At 69.4% G+C, this 16750-nt stretch carries 12 protein-coding genes and 1 tRNA gene; 8 read left to right on the top strand and 5 right to left on the bottom strand.

Going from position 1 to position 16750, the window contains the following annotated elements; genetic code table 11:
- Positions 1-396: 396 nt before the first annotated feature.
- Complete coding sequence (locus tag FHU30_RS29595) at positions 397-2232, bottom strand: DEAD/DEAH box helicase (RefSeq protein ID WP_308211421.1); 1836 nt, start codon at positions 2230-2232, stop codon at positions 397-399.
- Positions 2233-3156: 924 nt separating this feature from the next.
- On the bottom strand, positions 3157-3600 hold the full coding sequence (locus FHU30_RS29590; RefSeq protein WP_253880230.1) for a rhodanese-like domain-containing protein: 444 nt from the start codon (positions 3598-3600) through the stop codon (positions 3157-3159).
- Between the two features lie 410 nt (positions 3601-4010).
- Here FHU30_RS29590 and FHU30_RS29585 point away from each other — a divergent pair, with 410 nt between their 5' ends.
- The 7 genes from FHU30_RS29585 (at position 4011) to FHU30_RS29555 (ending at position 11402) form a co-directional block, all read left to right on the top strand.
- Positions 4011-4991: a helix-turn-helix domain-containing protein gene (locus tag FHU30_RS29585; protein ID WP_253880228.1), complete on the top strand. Its 981-nt coding sequence runs from the start codon at positions 4011-4013 to the stop codon at positions 4989-4991.
- A gap of 833 nt (positions 4992-5824) precedes the next feature.
- A complete protein-coding gene (locus FHU30_RS29580) occupies positions 5825-6754 on the top strand; it encodes a PrsW family intramembrane metalloprotease (protein WP_253880221.1) in 930 nt (309 codons plus the stop codon).
- Between the two features lie 830 nt (positions 6755-7584).
- Positions 7585-8499, top strand: coding sequence for a phytanoyl-CoA dioxygenase family protein (locus FHU30_RS29575; RefSeq protein ID WP_253880220.1), 915 nt, complete (start codon positions 7585-7587; stop codon positions 8497-8499).
- A gap of 492 nt (positions 8500-8991) precedes the next feature.
- Complete coding sequence (locus FHU30_RS29570; protein ID WP_253880218.1) at positions 8992-9570, top strand: TetR/AcrR family transcriptional regulator; 579 nt, start codon at positions 8992-8994, stop codon at positions 9568-9570.
- Positions 9571-9614: 44 nt separating this feature from the next.
- Positions 9615-10517, top strand: a complete 903-nt coding sequence (locus FHU30_RS29565; protein ID WP_253880216.1) for an NAD(P)-dependent oxidoreductase — start codon at positions 9615-9617, stop codon at positions 10515-10517.
- A 195-nt stretch (positions 10518-10712) separates the two neighbouring features.
- Positions 10713-11006: a cell division protein SepF gene (locus FHU30_RS29560; protein WP_253880371.1), complete on the top strand. Its 294-nt coding sequence runs from the start codon at positions 10713-10715 to the stop codon at positions 11004-11006.
- Between the two features lie 3 nt (positions 11007-11009).
- Positions 11010-11402, top strand: coding sequence for a VOC family protein (locus tag FHU30_RS29555; RefSeq protein ID WP_253880214.1), 393 nt, complete (start codon positions 11010-11012; stop codon positions 11400-11402).
- A 311-nt stretch (positions 11403-11713) separates the two neighbouring features.
- Here FHU30_RS29555 and FHU30_RS29550 read toward each other — a convergent pair.
- Both FHU30_RS29550 and FHU30_RS29545 read right to left on the bottom strand, forming a co-directional pair.
- Positions 11714-11786, bottom strand: a tRNA-Ala gene (locus FHU30_RS29550).
- Positions 11787-11934: 148 nt separating this feature from the next.
- The gene (locus FHU30_RS29545) at positions 11935-12054 is read right to left on the bottom strand and encodes a DLW-39 family protein (protein WP_211245696.1); all 120 of its coding nucleotides are present in this window, start codon (positions 12052-12054) and stop codon (positions 11935-11937) included.
- Between the two features lie 230 nt (positions 12055-12284).
- On the opposite strand from FHU30_RS29545, the gene FHU30_RS29540 reads away from it, so the two are divergent.
- The gene (locus FHU30_RS29540) at positions 12285-12500 is read left to right on the top strand and encodes a hypothetical protein (RefSeq protein WP_253880212.1); all 216 of its coding nucleotides are present in this window, start codon (positions 12285-12287) and stop codon (positions 12498-12500) included.
- 839 nt (positions 12501-13339) lie between these two features.
- Here the strand turns inward: FHU30_RS29540 and FHU30_RS29535 are convergent.
- The gene (locus tag FHU30_RS29535; protein ID WP_253880210.1) at positions 13340-15733 is read right to left on the bottom strand and encodes a transcriptional regulator; all 2394 of its coding nucleotides are present in this window, start codon (positions 15731-15733) and stop codon (positions 13340-13342) included.
- Positions 15734-16750: the final 1017 nt, after the last annotated feature.

The raw sequence follows: 16750 nt of genomic DNA, 5'->3' as shown, positions 1-16750 counted from the left end.
CCCTGATCACCTTCCGCCTCGCTCCGGGACCGGCGGACACCGGCCCCGACGACTGACGGGATCCATCCTCGGCGCCGGGCCGCACCCACAGAAACCGAACGTCGTTCTGTGGATAACTTCGGCGCAGGCGGCATTCTCCTAAGCAACAAAGACGGACGGGCCGCTGACACCGTGTGGTGTCAGCGGCCCGTCCAGGATGCTCAGATGAGCGTGCGGCGCCTAGGGCTTGTTTCGAAGTGGCCTCGGCCATGCGCGCGAACGCGTGACCAGTGCGGTGCCGCGACGCCGGAGGCGAGCGGCACCGCGCTGATCGCGAAGCGATGCCGCGTTCGCCCAGGCACGGTCACGGAGCGAGCCGCTAGGCGAGCGCAGTGGGCCGGGACTTTGAAACACGGCCTAGTTGAAGCGGGCGCGGCGACGGTCGTTGCTCTCACGGCGAGGGCCGCCGTAGGAGGAACCGCTGCCGTTGCGACGGCCGCCCGTGCTCGCCCCGCGCGGCGCGGCGCCCCGGCGGTCGCCGGAGAAGCCGTGGTCGCCACGGGGCGCGCGGCTGCCGCCCTCACGGCGGTCGCCCGAGAAATTGCTGTTCCGACGGTCACCGTCGAAGTTCCGGTCGCGGTGCTCGTTGTTGTACGGCCGGTCTCCGCGGTAACCGCCCTCACGGCGGTCGTCCCGGAAGCCGCGGTCATCGCGGGGGCCGCTGTCGCGACGGTCGTCGTTGCGGCGGAACCCCTCACCACGGGACTCGCCGCCACGGCGGTTACCGTCGAAGCCGCGGTCCCGGCGGTCGCCTCGGGCGTCCTGGCCACCGCCACGGCGGTCGCCGTCGAAGTCCCGGCGGTAGCCACCGGAACCGCCCTCACGGTCACCGAACTCGCGGCGACGGCCGCCGTCCTCGCGGAAACGACGCTGGCCACCACCGTTGAAGCGGCCGCGACGGCCCCGCCCAGCCTCGCGGCGCGGACGCTCCGGAATGACCGGACCCTCGATCGGCACGCCGGACGGCTCGCGCGCGCCCGTGAGGCGGATCAGCGCGTCGTCACCGGACGTGACGCGGTGCTTGGGCGCCTCGATGCCCGCGCGACGCGTCATCGCCGAGGTCGAACGCACCTGGTGCGGCAGGACGAGCGTGACGACGGTGCCCTTCTCGCCCGCGCGCGCGGTGCGTCCGGCACGGTGCATGTAGTCCTTGTGGTCCGCGGGCGGGTCCACGTGCATGACGAGGCTGATGTTGTCGACGTGGATGCCGCGCGCGGCGACGTCCGTGGCCACGAGGACGTCGAACGTGCCCTCGTGGAACTCGGCGATCGTGCGCGTACGGAGCCCCTGGGACTTGCCGCCGTGGAGTCCGGCCGCCCGCACACCCGCCTGGGTGAGCTGCTTGGCGAGCCGGTCGACGCCGTGCTTGGTCCGGGCGAACAGGATGGTCCGGCCCTCACGGTTCGCGATTTCGGCCGTGATGGCCGCCTTCTCCTTGGGCGCGACCAGGAGCAGGTGGTGGTCCATCGTGTCGACGGGCTCGTCCACAGGCCCGATCGCGTGCGTGACCGGGTCGCTCAGGTAGCGCTGGACGAGGACGTCCACGTCCTTGTCGAGGGTCGCGGAGAACAGCAGGCGCTGCCCGCCCGGACGAGCCTCGTCGAGGATGTCGGTGACGTCGGGCAGGAAGCCCATGTCGGCCATGTGGTCCGCCTCGTCCAGCACGACCATTTCGAGGGCGGACAGGTCCGCGGCCCCCTGGCGCATGAGGTCCTTGAGGCGGCCCGGGGTGGCGACGAGGATCTCCACGCCGCGGCGCAGGGCGTCGATCTGCTTGAACATCGACGTCTGGCCGATGACGGTCTTGAAGTGCAGGCCCAGGGACCGGCCGAGCGGCTCCAGGTTGGTCACGACCTGCTGGGCGAGTTCGCGCGTGGGCACGAGGATGAGCCCGAGCGGACGGCGCGGCTCGGCGCGGCGCCCCTCCAGGCGGGCGAGCATGGGCAGGCCGAAGGCCAGGGTCTTGCCGGAGCCGGTCTTGCCACGGCCGAGGACGTCGTGGCCTGCCATGACGTCCGGGATGGCCGCGGCCTGGATCGGGAACGGCGACTCGATGCCCTGGCGCGCGAGAGCCGCCACGAGCGGCTCAGGCAGGCCGAGCTCCGCGAAGCCGGGTTGTGCCTCGGCCCTCGCGGTGTCCGCGACGTCCTCCGCAGGGGTGGACTGGGCATGGGCAGCAGAAACGTCGGTCACGCAATACCTTCCGAGAGGGGGCGCGTCTCGGGAGGCACCACAGAGGCCGGGGAGGCGGCCGTGATTCGTGCGCTGCAAGGACGAGCCAGTCGTGACGCCGCCACTGTTCGGGCGGGCGTCATAAGAGCGATTTGTTCATCCTAACGTCGGGAGGCCCCCTGCTTATGCCCATCCTGCAGGGCCGCCTTTGTCGCACAGGCCACTTCGCCCTGGTCTGTAGGGGTCCATGAAGGAGGCGCGCCGCGCCGCGTGGGGAGCCTTTGGCGGCACTGTTTCCGCCCGCGGACGTTCGTGCGCCCGCGCGGGGGACGGCATCGGTTCCGTGAGCGGGACGGCGCCCTCCCGTGTGCGGAACGGCGTGGATTCCGCGCGTCGGCCAGCTGCGTGGTGGCGTGGGTCGGCGGTGCGCTCCGTCCGTGGCCGGTGATGTGGCCCGCATGTGGGGTGGCCCAGACGTGCACGGTGATGTGGCCTGCAGTTGGCCAGTGGGGGTGGCTCGCTTGTGCGCGTTCTGCGTATGGGGACGGCAAGGCTGTCGGGAAGTTATCCACAGGTTGGCCGTCGGGTGGCGGCGTGTTCGGAGCCGCGCCGACGATGGACGGGTGGTCCTGCACCGAGCCCGCCATCGGCAGGTGAGGTCGAAGTGATCACGTCACAACCGCGCCTGTGCCCCTCGTTCGCTGGGGGGGTGACACGGGGCACAGGCGCGGCCATCCGTTCGTCGGCACCGCCGAGCCGACGCACGGATTGATCAGTGACGCCGGAGGAAGGAATCCAGGCGAAGGAGATCATCTTCTTCGCCCGACAGCGGAAGGGGGGGGTGATCTGTCGGGCCCGAGGTTCGGGGTCGAGGTCCGGAGCCGGGTCGAGGTCCGGGATTCGATGTTCAGGGTCCGGGATTCGATGTTCAGGGTTCGGCGCGGCTTAGCAGGCGCAGGTGATGCCGGCGACCGGGGCGGTCAACGGGTCGGGAGCACGACGGCTGACACCGGCGGCGGCCTCGACCGGGTACCCCTCGCGCGCCCAGTACTCGAAGCCGCCGATCATCTCCTTGACCCTGTAGCCGAGCCGGGACAGCTCCAGAGCGGCCCTCACCCCGCCGTTGCAGCCGGGCCCCCAGCAGTAGACGACTACGGGCACGTCCCGATCGAGGAGTTCCTCGTGACGAGCGGCGATCTCGGCCCGGGGCATGTGCACGGCTCCCGCGACGTGTCCCATGTCCCAGGCCTCGCGAGCCCGCGAGTCGACCACGACGATCTTCTCTGTCCCGTCCTGCATCTGGGCGAAAAGGTCCGAGGGGTCGGTCTCGAAGGCCAGCCGCGCGGCAAAGTACCGCACGGCCGCGTCCTCGATCTGGATCTCACTCACGCTCAAAGGAGGTCTCCTAACTGCGTTCTACAAGGTCAGAACTTCGCTGTGGTCTGGCTGACGGGCATCGGCTGATGCTCCGGCCAGGGGCATTCGCCGAGGGCCCGGGCCGGCGGCCCGTGCCGGTGGCTCCTGGCGGCGAGCCGTTCGCTTGGTCTGGCCCACGCGGCTTGTGCTCGGTTCGTCTTGGGCGTGACGTTCGTCTTGAGCTTGACATGGTGGGCCGTGGTCGAGGCCGAGCCGCTGGGGTGATCAAGAGCTGGTGATGGATTGGAGGTCGATGTTGCTTCGGACGAACTGAGCGGCTGGCGAGCAGCGGGACGGTGTTGTCGCTGCTCACAGGGAAATGGTCGCCGGTCTGCGATCGCCGCGACAGTGGCAAGAACGCCGCTGAGCGTTAAGATCTGGCCATGATCGAGGTTGCTGTGGGGCGTCGGCACCGCGTTGCGGTGCTCGTCTTCGATGGGATGGCGCCGTTCGAGCTGGGCGCGGTCGTCGAAGTGTTCGGGCTGCCCCGGCCCGAGCTGGACGTGCCCTGGTACGAGCTGCAGGTCTGCGGGCTGGATCGCGAGCCGTTGCGGATGGTCGGTGGGCTCACGATGACGCCCGATCACGGTCTGGAGGAGTTCGCCGCCGCCGACACCGTGATCGTCGTTGCGGTGCCCGACGTCAGGGGCGAAGTCCCTGCTCCTGTCGTGGACGCGCTTCGGACGGCGCACGCTCGCGGCGCGCGGGTGGTCTCGAACTGCTCCGGAGCGTTCGCCCTGGCCGCCGCCGGACTACTCGACGGACGCTCCGCCACGACGCACTGGCTCTACGCCGACCTGCTGCGCCGCCGGTATCCGGAGATCGACGTCACGCCGGACGTGCTGTACGTGGACGGCGACGACGTGATCACCGGTGCGGGTAGTGCGGCGGTCCTCGATCTGTGCCTGCATCTCGTCCGCAAGGACCACGGGGCGCGGGTAGCGAACGCCGTCGCGCGGCGGCTCGTCGTCCCGCCGCACAGGGACGGTGGCCAGGCCCAGTTCGTCGCGGCCGCAGTCCCTGAGCCGGCCGCCGACGACGCGATCGCCCGCGCGATGGACCATGCCTTGGCCAACCTCACCAGTCCGCTGACGATCGCCGAGCTGGCACGGGTCGCCTGCCTCGCGCCCCGGACCTTCATCCGCCACTTCAACCGGCAGACCGGCACGAGCCCGCTCCGCTGGGTCCTGCACCAGCGGATCATGGCGAGCCTGCCCCACCTGGAGAACGGCACCACCCCCGTGGAGAAGATCGCCGCCGCCGTCGGCTTTGACAGCCCGGCCACCTTCCGCCACCACTTCACCCGCATCATGTGCACGTCCCCGTCCGCTTACCGAAACACCTTCCGCACAGGAGCTGCGTAGACCTCCGCACAGGAGCCGCGTAGACCTCCGCACAGGAGCCGCATAGACCTCCGCACAGGAGCCGCATAGACCTCCGCACAGGAGCCGCATAGACCTCCGCGCCGGAGCCGCATAGACCTCCGCGCCGGAGCCGCATGGACCTGCTCCCGGCAGCCGCATCGACCTCGCCCGGCAGCGCACGGACCTCGGCGGGAGCTGCATTTCCCCAGGCCTACCTTCGGTGCTGGCCTGCAGTCGGCCCTTCGTGGCGGCAGGCCAGGGGAGGCCGTGCCACGGCTGGCCTGAGCCGCCCGGCCCCACGCGTCCGGCCCCACGGCCTGACTCGGCTGTAACGACACGAGGCGGGCTCGGGTGGCTGCACAAGGCGGCAGCCCCCTTCGCCTGCCCTGCAGCGCAACCGGCGGCCCCAAATCAGACATGGCCGAGGTTGAGCTGCACCAGCGCATGAACCGGCGGCCTCTGATCCAGCCGTGGCGGAGGTCGGGCTACACCGGCGCGTGAATGCTTCCGGAAACGGCCGACGCACGCGACGGCTTCGGATGGGGGGCCCGCACTGGGCTGCCGGAGTGACCGAACGCCGGGTGGTCGGTCGGATTGTTCTGCTGGGTGAGGCATCGGGACGGTGGCGTGGGCCGCGCGTAGCTCGGGGGCTCCGCGGCGCATGGCGCGGGCGCTGCCGTGCGCTGGGACGCGGCTGGTTGGGCTGGAAGGCGTGGGGGTAAATCGCGGCTATGGGGGTCGGGGGAGTTGGGTTCGTCTCGCGGGCGGGAGCTGCGAACAGGCGGTCCTGGCTGCGGGTTCTAGGTTCGGGACTGGCGCTGTGGGTGGCGAGCGTGGTGGTCACCGGGATCACCGCGAACTCGAACCTGGTGCCGACGATCGTTCTGCTGGGCAGCTTCGCAGTGCCGATGGCGTTCGTCGTGTGGGCCTACGAGCATGGGACGTCGGGCGAGATCACCGTCCCGTACCTGTTCCGGGCATTCGTCGTGGGCGGCGTGCTCGGGCTGCTCGGGGCGTCGCTGCTGGAGACTTACCTGCTGCATCCGTCGCCATGGATGTACGTGGGTGTCGGGCTGATCGAGGAGGCGGCCAAGCTCGCCGCGCTCATGTATGTAGCGCACCGGCTCCACGTCCGGACGACACGGGACGGCTTGGTCCTCGGCGCGACGGTCGGGTTCGGATTCGCGGCGTTCGAGAGCGCTGGATATGCGGCGAACGCGCTGTTCACTGTGCACGGACTGAGCATCCGCGCAATGGTGGAGACCGAGATTCTCCGAGGGTTGCTCTCACCGGTCGGACATGGATTGTGGACGGCGATCGTAGGCGGAGTCCTTTTCTCAGCGTCGCGCAGACGGCAGCGACTCCACATCAGCGGAGCAGTCATCCTGACATGGCTCGGAGTCTCACTCCTGCACGCCCTTTGGGATTCCATGCATGGCATCGCCATCGCAGTGACGCTCCGGCTCACTGGAGACGCCTGGCAGGCCGGGATGATCGACCGTGGCTACCTCCCGGAAGCCACCCCTGAGCAGGGACATCTGATCGCCCTACTGGACTGGGCCGGGCTGATCGCGATCTCCGCCATCGGCCTGACCTGGCTCCGCACGCTGTCCCTCCGAGCCAGTTCGGACGACTCCGAAGACGAGCCCTCAAATGAGAACGGACGCCCCGCCATCCATCCTTATCCTACCCCTGGCGTGATATCTCAGGCGCCACGAGATCCTGACACCGGACGCACGCCCGAGCCATTCAGCGACACGTAGGTCCCCTTGGCGTTCCCTTAACTCGGCATCACGGAGCACAGCCAACTCCGGGTCGCCGAACGTTCCTGGAACCCGACAACAGTTGTTCCCGGTTCTCGCCTACCGCCTACCAAGCCAGGCGCGCCATGCGAGAGCGTGCACCGAGTGCGCTGTTAGGCAGATGGCGTTGATGGATGTGTGAGTAGCACATTCGGAGCCGCGTGGACGCAGCGAGCAGGCTCGGCTGTCGTGGAGACGGAGCCTGTGCCGTAGGAGCTGCAGGCTTGCCGCCTGCTGCGCGACGGTGGTGACGAGGACGGCCCGAACGACGCTGAGGCCGAGGCCGACCAGAGCGGCCGCATCGGCGTGCCTGCTTGCTTGGCCCTCGGAAAAACCAGGTGCCTTGGGTCAGCCGGCGCCAGGTGTGTTGGCTTGCCTGGGGTGGTTGTGAGTGTGGTTCGGCGTGCCGGTTGTTGCTGCGTTCGGGAGGAGGGCGGCAGGGGCAGCGTTGAGATCGTTCGGGTGGGCCGAATTCATGTGAGGAATCACGGGATGGCTGCGAATGGGCCGCCGCAGTAGTTCGGAAGGGATGGTGGGTGTGGGACGTAATTACGTTCGGGAGGCTTGGTGGTCTCGGGAGGTTGAGTAGTTCGGAGTCCTGACGGTGGCGCTGTGGTTCTGGATGTTCGATGGCGCAGGTCGGGCTGGACGTTCCGGACGTTCGAAGGGTCGAAGTGGTGGCTTCGATGTCCTGTTCTGGTCATTTCCCGGCCGCAGAGCAGAAATTTGTCAGCGCCTGAGCCACTATTCGTCCGGAACGATGGTGTACGGGGGCAAGGGGGCGTGTTGCGGTGACTTCAGTCTTCTCCAACGCCGCGATGGACGACGACACACGACGGGGGATGCTCTTCCAGGGGGAGCTGTTCGTCTACTCGGCGACGCCGGCGTCGCGGGCGCTGGTCGAGTTCGCTCGGGAGCTGGTAGCGGAGGCGTTCGGGGGCCGCGATCCGGAGACGGCGCAGCACGAGATGGAGGTCAACGAGTTCGCCGCACTGCTGGCCGAGCTCAAACCGCGTTTCATCCACCATCCGCGCTGCCGGATCCTGCTGCCCGCGCTGCTGGAGGAGATGGGCTGCGACCCGTCCCTCACCTACTTCGACGTGCCGCGGCTGCGCACCTCGACGTCCAACGACTACCTCACGACCGGCATCTCCTACGCGTTCCACCCGCACCGGGACTGCTGGTACTCGGCGCCGTTCAACCAGGTCAACTGGTGGATTCCGGTGTTCGAGGTCGTCCCGGACAACGCGATGGCCTTCCACCCCAGGTATTTTGACCGGCCGGTCAAGAACGGCAGCGCGCGGTACGACTACGGGGAGTGGAACCGGACGAGCCGGCAGACGGCCGCCCAGCACATCGGCACGGACACCCGCGAGCAGCCCAAGCCCGAGGAATCGGTCGAGCTGGATCCGCAGATCCGGGTCGTTCCCGAACCGGGCGGCATGCTGATCTTCTCCGGCGCGCAGTTCCACTCGACCGTGCCGAACACCTCGGGGCGGACGCGCTTCAGCATCGACTTCCGCACCGTCCACCTGGACGACGTGCGGACGCACCGGACCGCCCCGAACGTGGACGCCGCCTGCACCGGCACGACGTTGCGCGACTTCGTGCGCTGCACCGACTTCGCGGCGATGCCCGAAGATCTCGCCGTCGACTACGAGAAGCGAGCCCTCGACAACCCCCTCCGAACCGCCGCCCCGATCTGACGCACCAACGCAGCCAATCGCCGACCCGGCTAGGCCATCCGGGCATGGGCTCGTCCGCCCCGCCCAAGCTCGAAGACGTCGTTCTGGGCTGCGAGGAGTGGACGCCCGGAAGGAATACGGACAGTCGATTCGGGTGGTGGCTCACGGTCCACTCGTCCGCACACCGGTGTGCGTCTTCGCAGGCCAGGCCGGAGGTGGAGACCGCGACCATCGGAGAGCCGACCTTCGCCGGGGCGCTCACATCCGGACGCACGCAGGCCCTCCGACCCGGACGAGCCTGGCTTGTCCCATTTGAGCGCTCGGGCTGACGAAGCTGGGCAGGCGCACTCGCTTGGGAGCGGCCTCTTGGGCGCCGACTCGCTCACAACGTCATCTCGACACCGCCCGCGCTCCGGTGGACGTCCGCGCACAACGAGCGCGTGTCGCCAAGGCGCGGGCCAGCGCCGGCCGTCAAGTTGACCGATCATTACAGAAAGGTCTAGCGTCGCAGGCATGGGACGGGTCAGGGAGTTCGACACCGCGGCCGTGGTCGAGCGGGCCATGGACGTGTTCTGGCGGCTCGGTTACGAGGCGACATCGATCCAGGACCTCGTCGAGGCGACCGGGATCGGGCGCGGGTCGATCTATGCGGCGTTCGGCAGCAAGGACGGCCTGTACGTGGCGGCGCTCCAGCATTATGCGGAGCGGTCGGCCGCGACGATGTCCGCGCGGCTGGATCGGGACGAACCCGTCCGGATCGTCGTGCGGGACCTGCTCCTGGCGCTGGTGGACGAGACCGTGGACGACCCGGAGCGGCGCGGATGCCTGATCACCAACAGTGCTGTCGAGCGGCTGCCGCGTGACCGGTTCGCGGCGCGCGTGGTCGGGTCGTCCCTGGACGGGACGGCCGAGGCGATCACGCTCGTGCTCCGCCGGGCCCGGGACCGGGGCGACATCCGCCCAGATGCCGACATCACGGCGATCGCAGACTTCTTCGTCACGACGATCCAGGGATTGCGCGTCCAGGGCAAGGCCGGCGCGGACCGGCGCCGGCTCGCCGCCGTGGTGGACACGGCGCTCAACGTTCTCTGACCCGTCGTCCGTCACGCGGGCACCGCTCGATCAGTGCCCATTTTATGGAATGTACAGTCAAGAAAAGGAGCCCGAAGATGACGACCGTCGCTCTCCTCGGCACCGGGATCATGGGGGCCGCGATGGCCCCGAACCTCGCTCGCGCCGGGATCGACCTGACCGTCTGGAACCGCACCCGGAGCAGGGCGGAACCGCTCGCCGCGCACGGCGCGTCCATCTCGGACACGCCCGCCGAGGCCGTCGCCGACGCGGACGTGATCATCACGATGCTGACCGAGGGCGAGGCCGTCCGCGCCGCGATGGAGGCGGTCGGCCCTGCGCTGCGTCCCGGACAGGTCTGGGCGCAGATGAGCACCGTGGCAGCCGAGGCCGTCGCGCCGCTGGCCAAGCTCGCCGACGAGCATGGCCTGATCTTCGTTGACGCGCCGGTGCAGGGCACGCGGCAGCCCGCCGAGCAGGGCGCGCTCGTGATCCTCGCGGCCGGTCCGGAGGCCGCGCGTCCCCAGCTCGCGCCGGTGTTCGACGCCGTCGGCAAGAAGACCGTGTGGCTCGACGAGGACGGCGCGTCCGGCGCGGGCACGCGCCTGAAGCTCGCCGCGGTCGCCTACGGCATCTCGCTGACCTCGATCCTCGCCGAGTCCCTGGCGCTGACCAAGGCGCTCGGCCTCGACCCCGCCCTGTTCGGCGAGGTCATCACGGGTGGCCCGCTGGACAGCCCCTACCTCCAGGCCAAGCTCGGCGCCGTCCTCGCGGACGATTTCACGCCCAGCTTCACGGTCCGGAACGCCGAAAAGGACACGCGCCTCATCACCGAGGCCGCCGCCTCGGCGAACGTCCGGCTCGACATGGCCGAAGCCGCACGCGACCGCTTCCGCCGGGCCATCGCCCAAGGCCACGGCGATCTCGACATGGCCGCCACGTACTACGCGAGCTTCGCGGCATCCTGAGCAGCACCGCATCGAGCCGGATGGCCCCGCAGGCCGTCCGGCTCTCCTGCCGTCGAGCGTCGCCTTCTGGAGCCCAAACAGAACAAATCCGTGGTTTCACTCCCTTCGCTCGGGTGTTACAGACGGTAACGGAGGAGTACGACAATTCTCAGCGGGGCTTGACGTCCAGTGGGACTTGGGAAGACTGGCGGGGTGATGGTCAAGACGCTGCGGCCGCGCAACTACAACGAGGCCTTGTACGTCGGGCACTTCTTCCGGAACAAGCGGGTTCCGGTGGTGATGGACCTGACCGCGCTCACCGACGACGTCGCCCGGCAGTTCGTCGACTTCGCCGCGGGCCTGGTCTTCGGACGCGGCGGAGACATGGAACGACTGGATTCCAAGGTGTTCCTGCTGGTCCCCGGCCGCATCAACCGACCCGGCGTCGTGCCGCCGGAGCCCGTCCCACCGACCGGCTCAAACGAGGCGACCGCCGACCCTCTGATCTGATCCATGCTCTTCGCCGTCACCATCGACTGCCCGGATCCCGTCGCCCTGGCCGCTTTCTACCAAGCTTTCCTAGGTGGCGAGATGCGCTCGTCCAATCCCGACTTCGTGGTGCTGACCAGCGAGAACGGCGGCGTCCGGCTGGACTTCCAACGCGTCGGCAACCCGGAGCCACCCGCCTGGCCGGATCCGGACGCGCCCCGACGCGTCCACCTTGACATCCAGGTGGACGACCTAGACCAGGCCGAACGGCAAGTGATCGACCTCGGCGCGCGACTCGCATCGCACCAGCCCGGCGGCCGCCGCTATCGCGTCTTCCTCGACCCGGCCGGCCACCCGTTCTGCCTAGCCACCCCAGACGCCGCCAATGTCCCGTCCACAATCATCAGCCCGCCCTAACCCGATCGCCTCCGGCAGCCCACGAACGCGGCCAGCGCCGTCACAAACGCGGCATCGCCGCCGACTTCATTGTGGGGTCGCGGGTCTAACACCCACTACAGGAGTGGACGTCCTAGTGCGCCTCGCAGGCGTGCGAGGCCCTGGACAGCCGCGCGCGCGGCGGTGCCCTCCTGCTCGCACCTTCCGGTGGGGGGCCAACGCCCCCTCCCTTCGGGGTGATCTCCACTATTCCCCCACTCTCGGAGGCAGTGGCCCTGAAAAGCCGAAAGCCCAGGCCGGGAAATCGTCCCTGACCTGGGCTTCCTTACGGGTGGAGCCTAGGGGATTCGAACCCCTGACACCCGGCTTGCAAAGCCGGTGCTCTGCCAACTGAGCTAAGGCCCCTCGGCGGGACAAAGCTTACCGGGGGACGGGCGCCGGACGCGCCCGGATATCGGTGTGGTGTGCGGGTGCCGCGCATGGCCTTGGCCCGGCGGGATCGGGACGGCGGTCCGTCCCGGTCACGCCGGGGCCATGCACGGCGGATATCGGTTCAGCTGTCGGTGGACGTGGCCTCGGTCCACAGGTCCAACTCGGCGCGGTCCTGCTGCAGACGACGCCAGACGACGAACCCGCCGAGAGCTACAACGGCCAGAACAAGCAGCTTCTTCACGGTGGGGACCCCTTCACCTCGACTATGAAGCCAGCCCGAGGGACACACGTATGAAGAGACTCTTCCCCCAGGCTCTCCGCAGCCTAGCAACCCGGGCGGAGCGATCCGCACCCCCTGTGCCGTTATCGGACCCGCCGTCCAAAGACGGTGCGGTTGCTGTGGCGGATGCGCCATCTCGTTTCGGACGCGGATCGGCCGGATAATCCGGGCAACGACGTCAGGAGAGTCCGGTGGGCGCAGAGGACGACTTCGGTCTCTGGGAGCGGGAGCTGCGGGCGGAGGCGCAGGACCGTCCGGAGTCCTCGGGCCTGCGCGGACTGCTGCTCGTCGCGGTCGCCACGGCCGCCGGGTGCAGGGTGCTGATCACGATGGGGCAGGCTCCGCTGGGGACGGCCGGGCTGGTCCTTTCGTCCGTGATCCTGCTTTTGTGGCGCGCCGGGATGTGACGCTGCGCAGCCGGATCTTGATCGCTGTCGGCGAACGAGGTGAAGCGCGTAAGCGTGACGGACGGCACGTCCGTAATCGGCGAGTCGGGCTCGCTCGCCGCGGTGTGTCGCCTCTGGATGGGACACGGCCCTCGCCTGGTGGACAGGGGCCGACGAGGGGGTTCATCCACAGGCTGGAGCGCGTCGTTTGCACAGCTGCTCGGCTGTGCGGGTAGGGGTTTCGGGCTTCTCCTCCACACGAGAATCCCCAGTTGGCCGGGGGTTTACGGACACGCGCCGGGACTCTGGACAACTTGGGGACGGCGTGTGGGCGACGTTCACCGGGTCCCTCATTTTCCACACCCTGTGGATAACTTCGGTGCACAACCTGTGGGGAGTGGGGAAGACTCGCCATCCACGTCGCGTCCCCAGGATGCCCCCAGGACGGCGTCCCGTTATCCACGTGGTGGATAACGCTCTGACCAGTGCCGAGGCGGCTCCGAGAAGGCGATGTCCCAGGCTCGTGCACAGGCTGTGGGCGGCGGGCCTCCACAGTGTCCCGCATCCGGTGGAAACCGTCCGCCCACGGGAAATCCCCAGCCGGGTCCCCAGATCATCTTCCTGTGAACCACACTGTGCGCCCCGTCCACAGGACGCACCACTCGACACGCTGCGGCCGTCCGACACGGTCCACGCGTCGCCCGGTTCCTACCTTTACGCTGAGCTAGCGGTGCGTAGGCGGAAGACTCCCGTCCGCAAGTTATCCACAGACTGTGGAATCGTTTTGACCCGCCGCAGGCTGCGGGAACACTGGGTTCCGGGAGCGGGGCGAGCGTTCCGTCCCCAGTTCGGACAGCTGGTCAGCGGCCGATGATCCAGCGGCCGGACCAGCCCAGGAAGCGGCGCGGGTAAGCCCCGTCATCGTCCAGCCCGCCGCCGTCCAGGACGTGGTCCAGCCCGGCGATCACGCGGTCGAGCCCGGCCGTCGGCGCGGTCGTGCGGGTGGCCACCGGTCCGAACAGACGGTCGGCCTCGTCCTTGGCCCAGGCGGTGAAGGCGCGGGCCTCGGCGTCGCCGGCCATCGACAGGAAGAACAGCGCCTGCCGCCACGCGTACGCCGCGTCCTTCACCGCGCGCAGCGGCAGCGCCGACCGGTTCGCGGTGGCGAGCCGGTCGCACAGCACGGCGAAGGCGCGGCGCGCCAGCTCGGGCCAGCCAGGCCCGGGCGTCACGCCCACCTTCCGGACGAGCACGGCGAGATTGTGCGTGGTCAGGACCTGGGACTGCTCGATGACCCGGCCGTTCGCGACCACCCACGAGCCGGGCCCGTCGCCCGCACGCGCAGAACACAGCGCCGCGAACTCCCTCGCGGCGTCCCATTCGGGATCGGAGGTGTTACGGACGTGCTTCTTCCGCGTCTTGTGCGAGTTCTTGTGCTCGCCTTCATGCGAGCGTTCGGCGGCAATGGCTCGGAGCGTCCGCACATGCGCGGCGTCGATGCCGTAGTAGCGGACGTACAGCGACCCGTCGAGCAGGTCGGCGGCGATCTCGGCCGCGCGCACGAACTTCGGGGAGAACGTGCCCATGAAGATGTCCGCGGCGAGCTCCTCGACGAACGGGACGTCGAGGCCGGCCTGCCGCGCGAGCGTCGAGAGCTCGGTGACCAGCCGGTTCGGAACGACCGTCCCGGGGAACGCGGAGATCGTGAGCTCGCCCAGCCGGGTCAGCGTCGTCCGGGCCGCCTGGTGCGCCGCGTCGCCGCCGCTCCCCCGCCGGGACGCGATCGCCGGGACCCACGGCAGCTCCTCGAACCGCACCTGGTGCTCCAGATTCACCAGCAGCAGCGAGCGGCGCGCGCGGAACGCCCGGTACTCCGCGGCGACCAGCGACGCCAGCGCCGGATCGCCGTAGTCGAGCGCCACCGTGGACGCCACCAGCTGCGGAACAAGCTCCGCAAGCACTTCCGCCGATGGCACGATCCGCCGCTCGACCAGCGTCCCGACAGGCGCACTCAGGGCCTGCCCAACTGTGCGAAGCACGACGTCCGGCATGACCGTCCCAACAGGCACCCCATCCTGCCGCCGTACCGCTCGCCCAAGCCCCGCGTTCTCGAGTCCGGTGGTCGCATTGGGTTCCGCGGACGCGCTGGGCCCCGCGGGCTCGTTGGCGGTCGTGAACGCGTTGGCGGTCGTGGACGGGCTGGGGGGCGTGGACGGGCTGGGGGGCGTGGACGCGTCGGGGGTGGTCGCGGCGGGCTGGGGGTCGGGGGAGGCGTCCTTGGTGCTGGGGGAGTCGGTGCTGGCGGAGGCGTGTTCGTGTTCGGTGACCGGGTGGACGAAGGGCGTGATGTCCGGGAGGCCGTCGTTCTGGGGGACGGAGGTTAGGCGCGCTGCCGCGATCGTGGCGAGGGCCTGGTGGGTCGGACGTGCGGCCTCGGCGGCTTGGCGCTCGCGGAGGGCCGAGTGCTCGGGAGATCCAGGCACGCCTCGGCGAGCGAGCATCGAGTCGACGGCGTGCTGGAGAAGGCCGCGTTTCGTGTCAATGCCGAGGAGGACGTCCTCCATGGCAGTGCGCAGGATCGCCGCGTTCTCCTTTGGCCGGCGGTGCTTGGAGCACAGGCGATGTTCGACGGCCAGCTCGCGGTACTCGTTCAGGAAGGCGGTGGCCTGAGCCGTCCAGCCTTCCGGGAAGGCAGTGGCAACGCGTCCGTCCACGACAGTGGTCAGCCAATGAGAGAGGAGGCGATCAGCGAAGGGATTCCAAACGCTCAGCGCCTCGTGCATCGCGTCGATCGCGGGAGGAGTGCGGCGTGCGAGGAGCGCATCGCGCACGTCACCTACCGAACGGCGGAAGACGTGTCGCGGGTTGCGTGGAGAACGGCCCGGACGGCGCGCCGGGACGAAGCGGACCCTGTCCGCGAACGGCGAGATCTCGTCCAGGACGTCGAGCGCGGCCGCGCGGTCGCCGTCCCGCAACAGCCACGCGACCGTGAGAAGCGCGGCTTCTTCTGGAACGGTGATCTCGTAGTCCCCCGCGTCCAGCATGGCGTTGAGTTCGGCCTGGCCGGCGTCCGTCAGGTAGTACGCGAAGACGGCGGCGCGGTTCGGGGCGACAGACGTCTCGTGCGGGAGCAGGGGGCCGCCTGCCAGCGGTATGCCGGTCGCGAAGCCTCCGCGCACGACCTCAAGGGTGACCCACGCCGGAAGCCCTGCGACCGGTGTGCGGCTGCCGATACTGAGCGTGCCGTCAGTCATCCCGTCGAGAACCTGCGTCCAGGCGCGAACGCGCCTCTCAGCTCGACGCCGGGTGGCGGCGTCTTCGTGCCGCGTTGCGGTGGTGAAGGCGCGTGCGAGCTGCCCGAGCGGGTAACCGTGTCCGATGTTCATAGCCAGCGTGGCGGGTTCCGCCCCCGCGCCCTCCGGGTCTAGAGCCCGGCGCTCTCCTGACTGAGCTACACGCTGATCAATACCGACCCTAGAAACCCGTCCTAATCCACGCAATCGGATTACCCGCCTGAGTCGGCATCCCTGGCGCGACAACGTGCCCTGCGCAGACGCCGACCACCATCTCAGCGACGCCCGATCTTCACCTGCGACACCACCTCACCCCGTGGAGGCCGCACAGCATCACTCACGCACCATCACCTGCTGACCGTCCACAAGGCGATGTTCGCTCGCAAGCCCGCGGCGCGCGCTTCTCACTGCCACAAGCCTCCACGCCACGCTGCTTCAAAGGACAGATCGCGACGAGTCACCACCCGACGCAGTCGCGGATTCGCCGCCCCAGCCCGAGCGGAACCGCGTTGCCGAGGGTTTTGGCGCGAGCTGAGTACAGGCGTGGAGGCACTTCTGGCGCGTACATGCCACCGCGGCAAATAGAGGTGAGCCCCGGACATGGACGCGCCCTTGCGAACGGACGTGAACGCAGTACCCCACGCCCGCACGGGCGGTGTCGTGAACCAGGTGGCGGGCCCGGCCGCAGACCTCGCTGCGGAACTCGCCGTGGGCAAAATCGTGCGCCGGGCCGGGCTCCTCGCCGTGCGCGTGGCCGTGCGCCTGACCGCCTACCTAGCGGCGTGCCTGGTCGCGTGCCCGAGCGCGGACCCGGTCGCGTGCCGGACCGTGCGCCTGACCGCATGCCTGGTCGCGGACCAGTCGCGTGCCCGAGCGCGTGCCTGGTCGCATGCCTGGTCGCATGCCTGGTCGTGGACCGGTCGCGTGCCTGACCGCCTCCCTGACGGCGTGCCCGAGCGCGCGCCGACCGTGGCCCCG

The sequence above is a fragment of the Actinomadura rupiterrae genome (assembly GCF_024172125.1).
Lineage (GTDB): Bacteria > Actinomycetota > Actinomycetes > Streptosporangiales > Streptosporangiaceae > Spirillospora > Spirillospora rupiterrae.
Note: the sequence above shows the minus strand (reverse complement) of the source record. Positions and strands in the feature narration are given on the sequence as shown.

Coding starts and splice junctions, on each gene's coding strand:
- FHU30_RS29535 (WP_253880210.1), bottom strand. CDS start 15,733: ATGACTGACGGCACGCTCAGTATCGGCAGCCGCACACCGGTCGCAGGG.
- FHU30_RS29555 (WP_253880214.1), top strand. CDS start 11,010: ATGCTCTTCGCCGTCACCATCGACTGCCCGGATCCCGTCGCCCTGGCC.
- FHU30_RS29585 (WP_253880228.1), top strand. CDS start 4,011: ATGATCGAGGTTGCTGTGGGGCGTCGGCACCGCGTTGCGGTGCTCGTC.
- FHU30_RS29565 (WP_253880216.1), top strand. CDS start 9,615: ATGGAATGTACAGTCAAGAAAAGGAGCCCGAAGATGACGACCGTCGCT.
- FHU30_RS29570 (WP_253880218.1), top strand. CDS start 8,992: ATGGGACGGGTCAGGGAGTTCGACACCGCGGCCGTGGTCGAGCGGGCC.
- FHU30_RS29560 (WP_253880371.1), top strand. CDS start 10,713: ATGGTCAAGACGCTGCGGCCGCGCAACTACAACGAGGCCTTGTACGTC.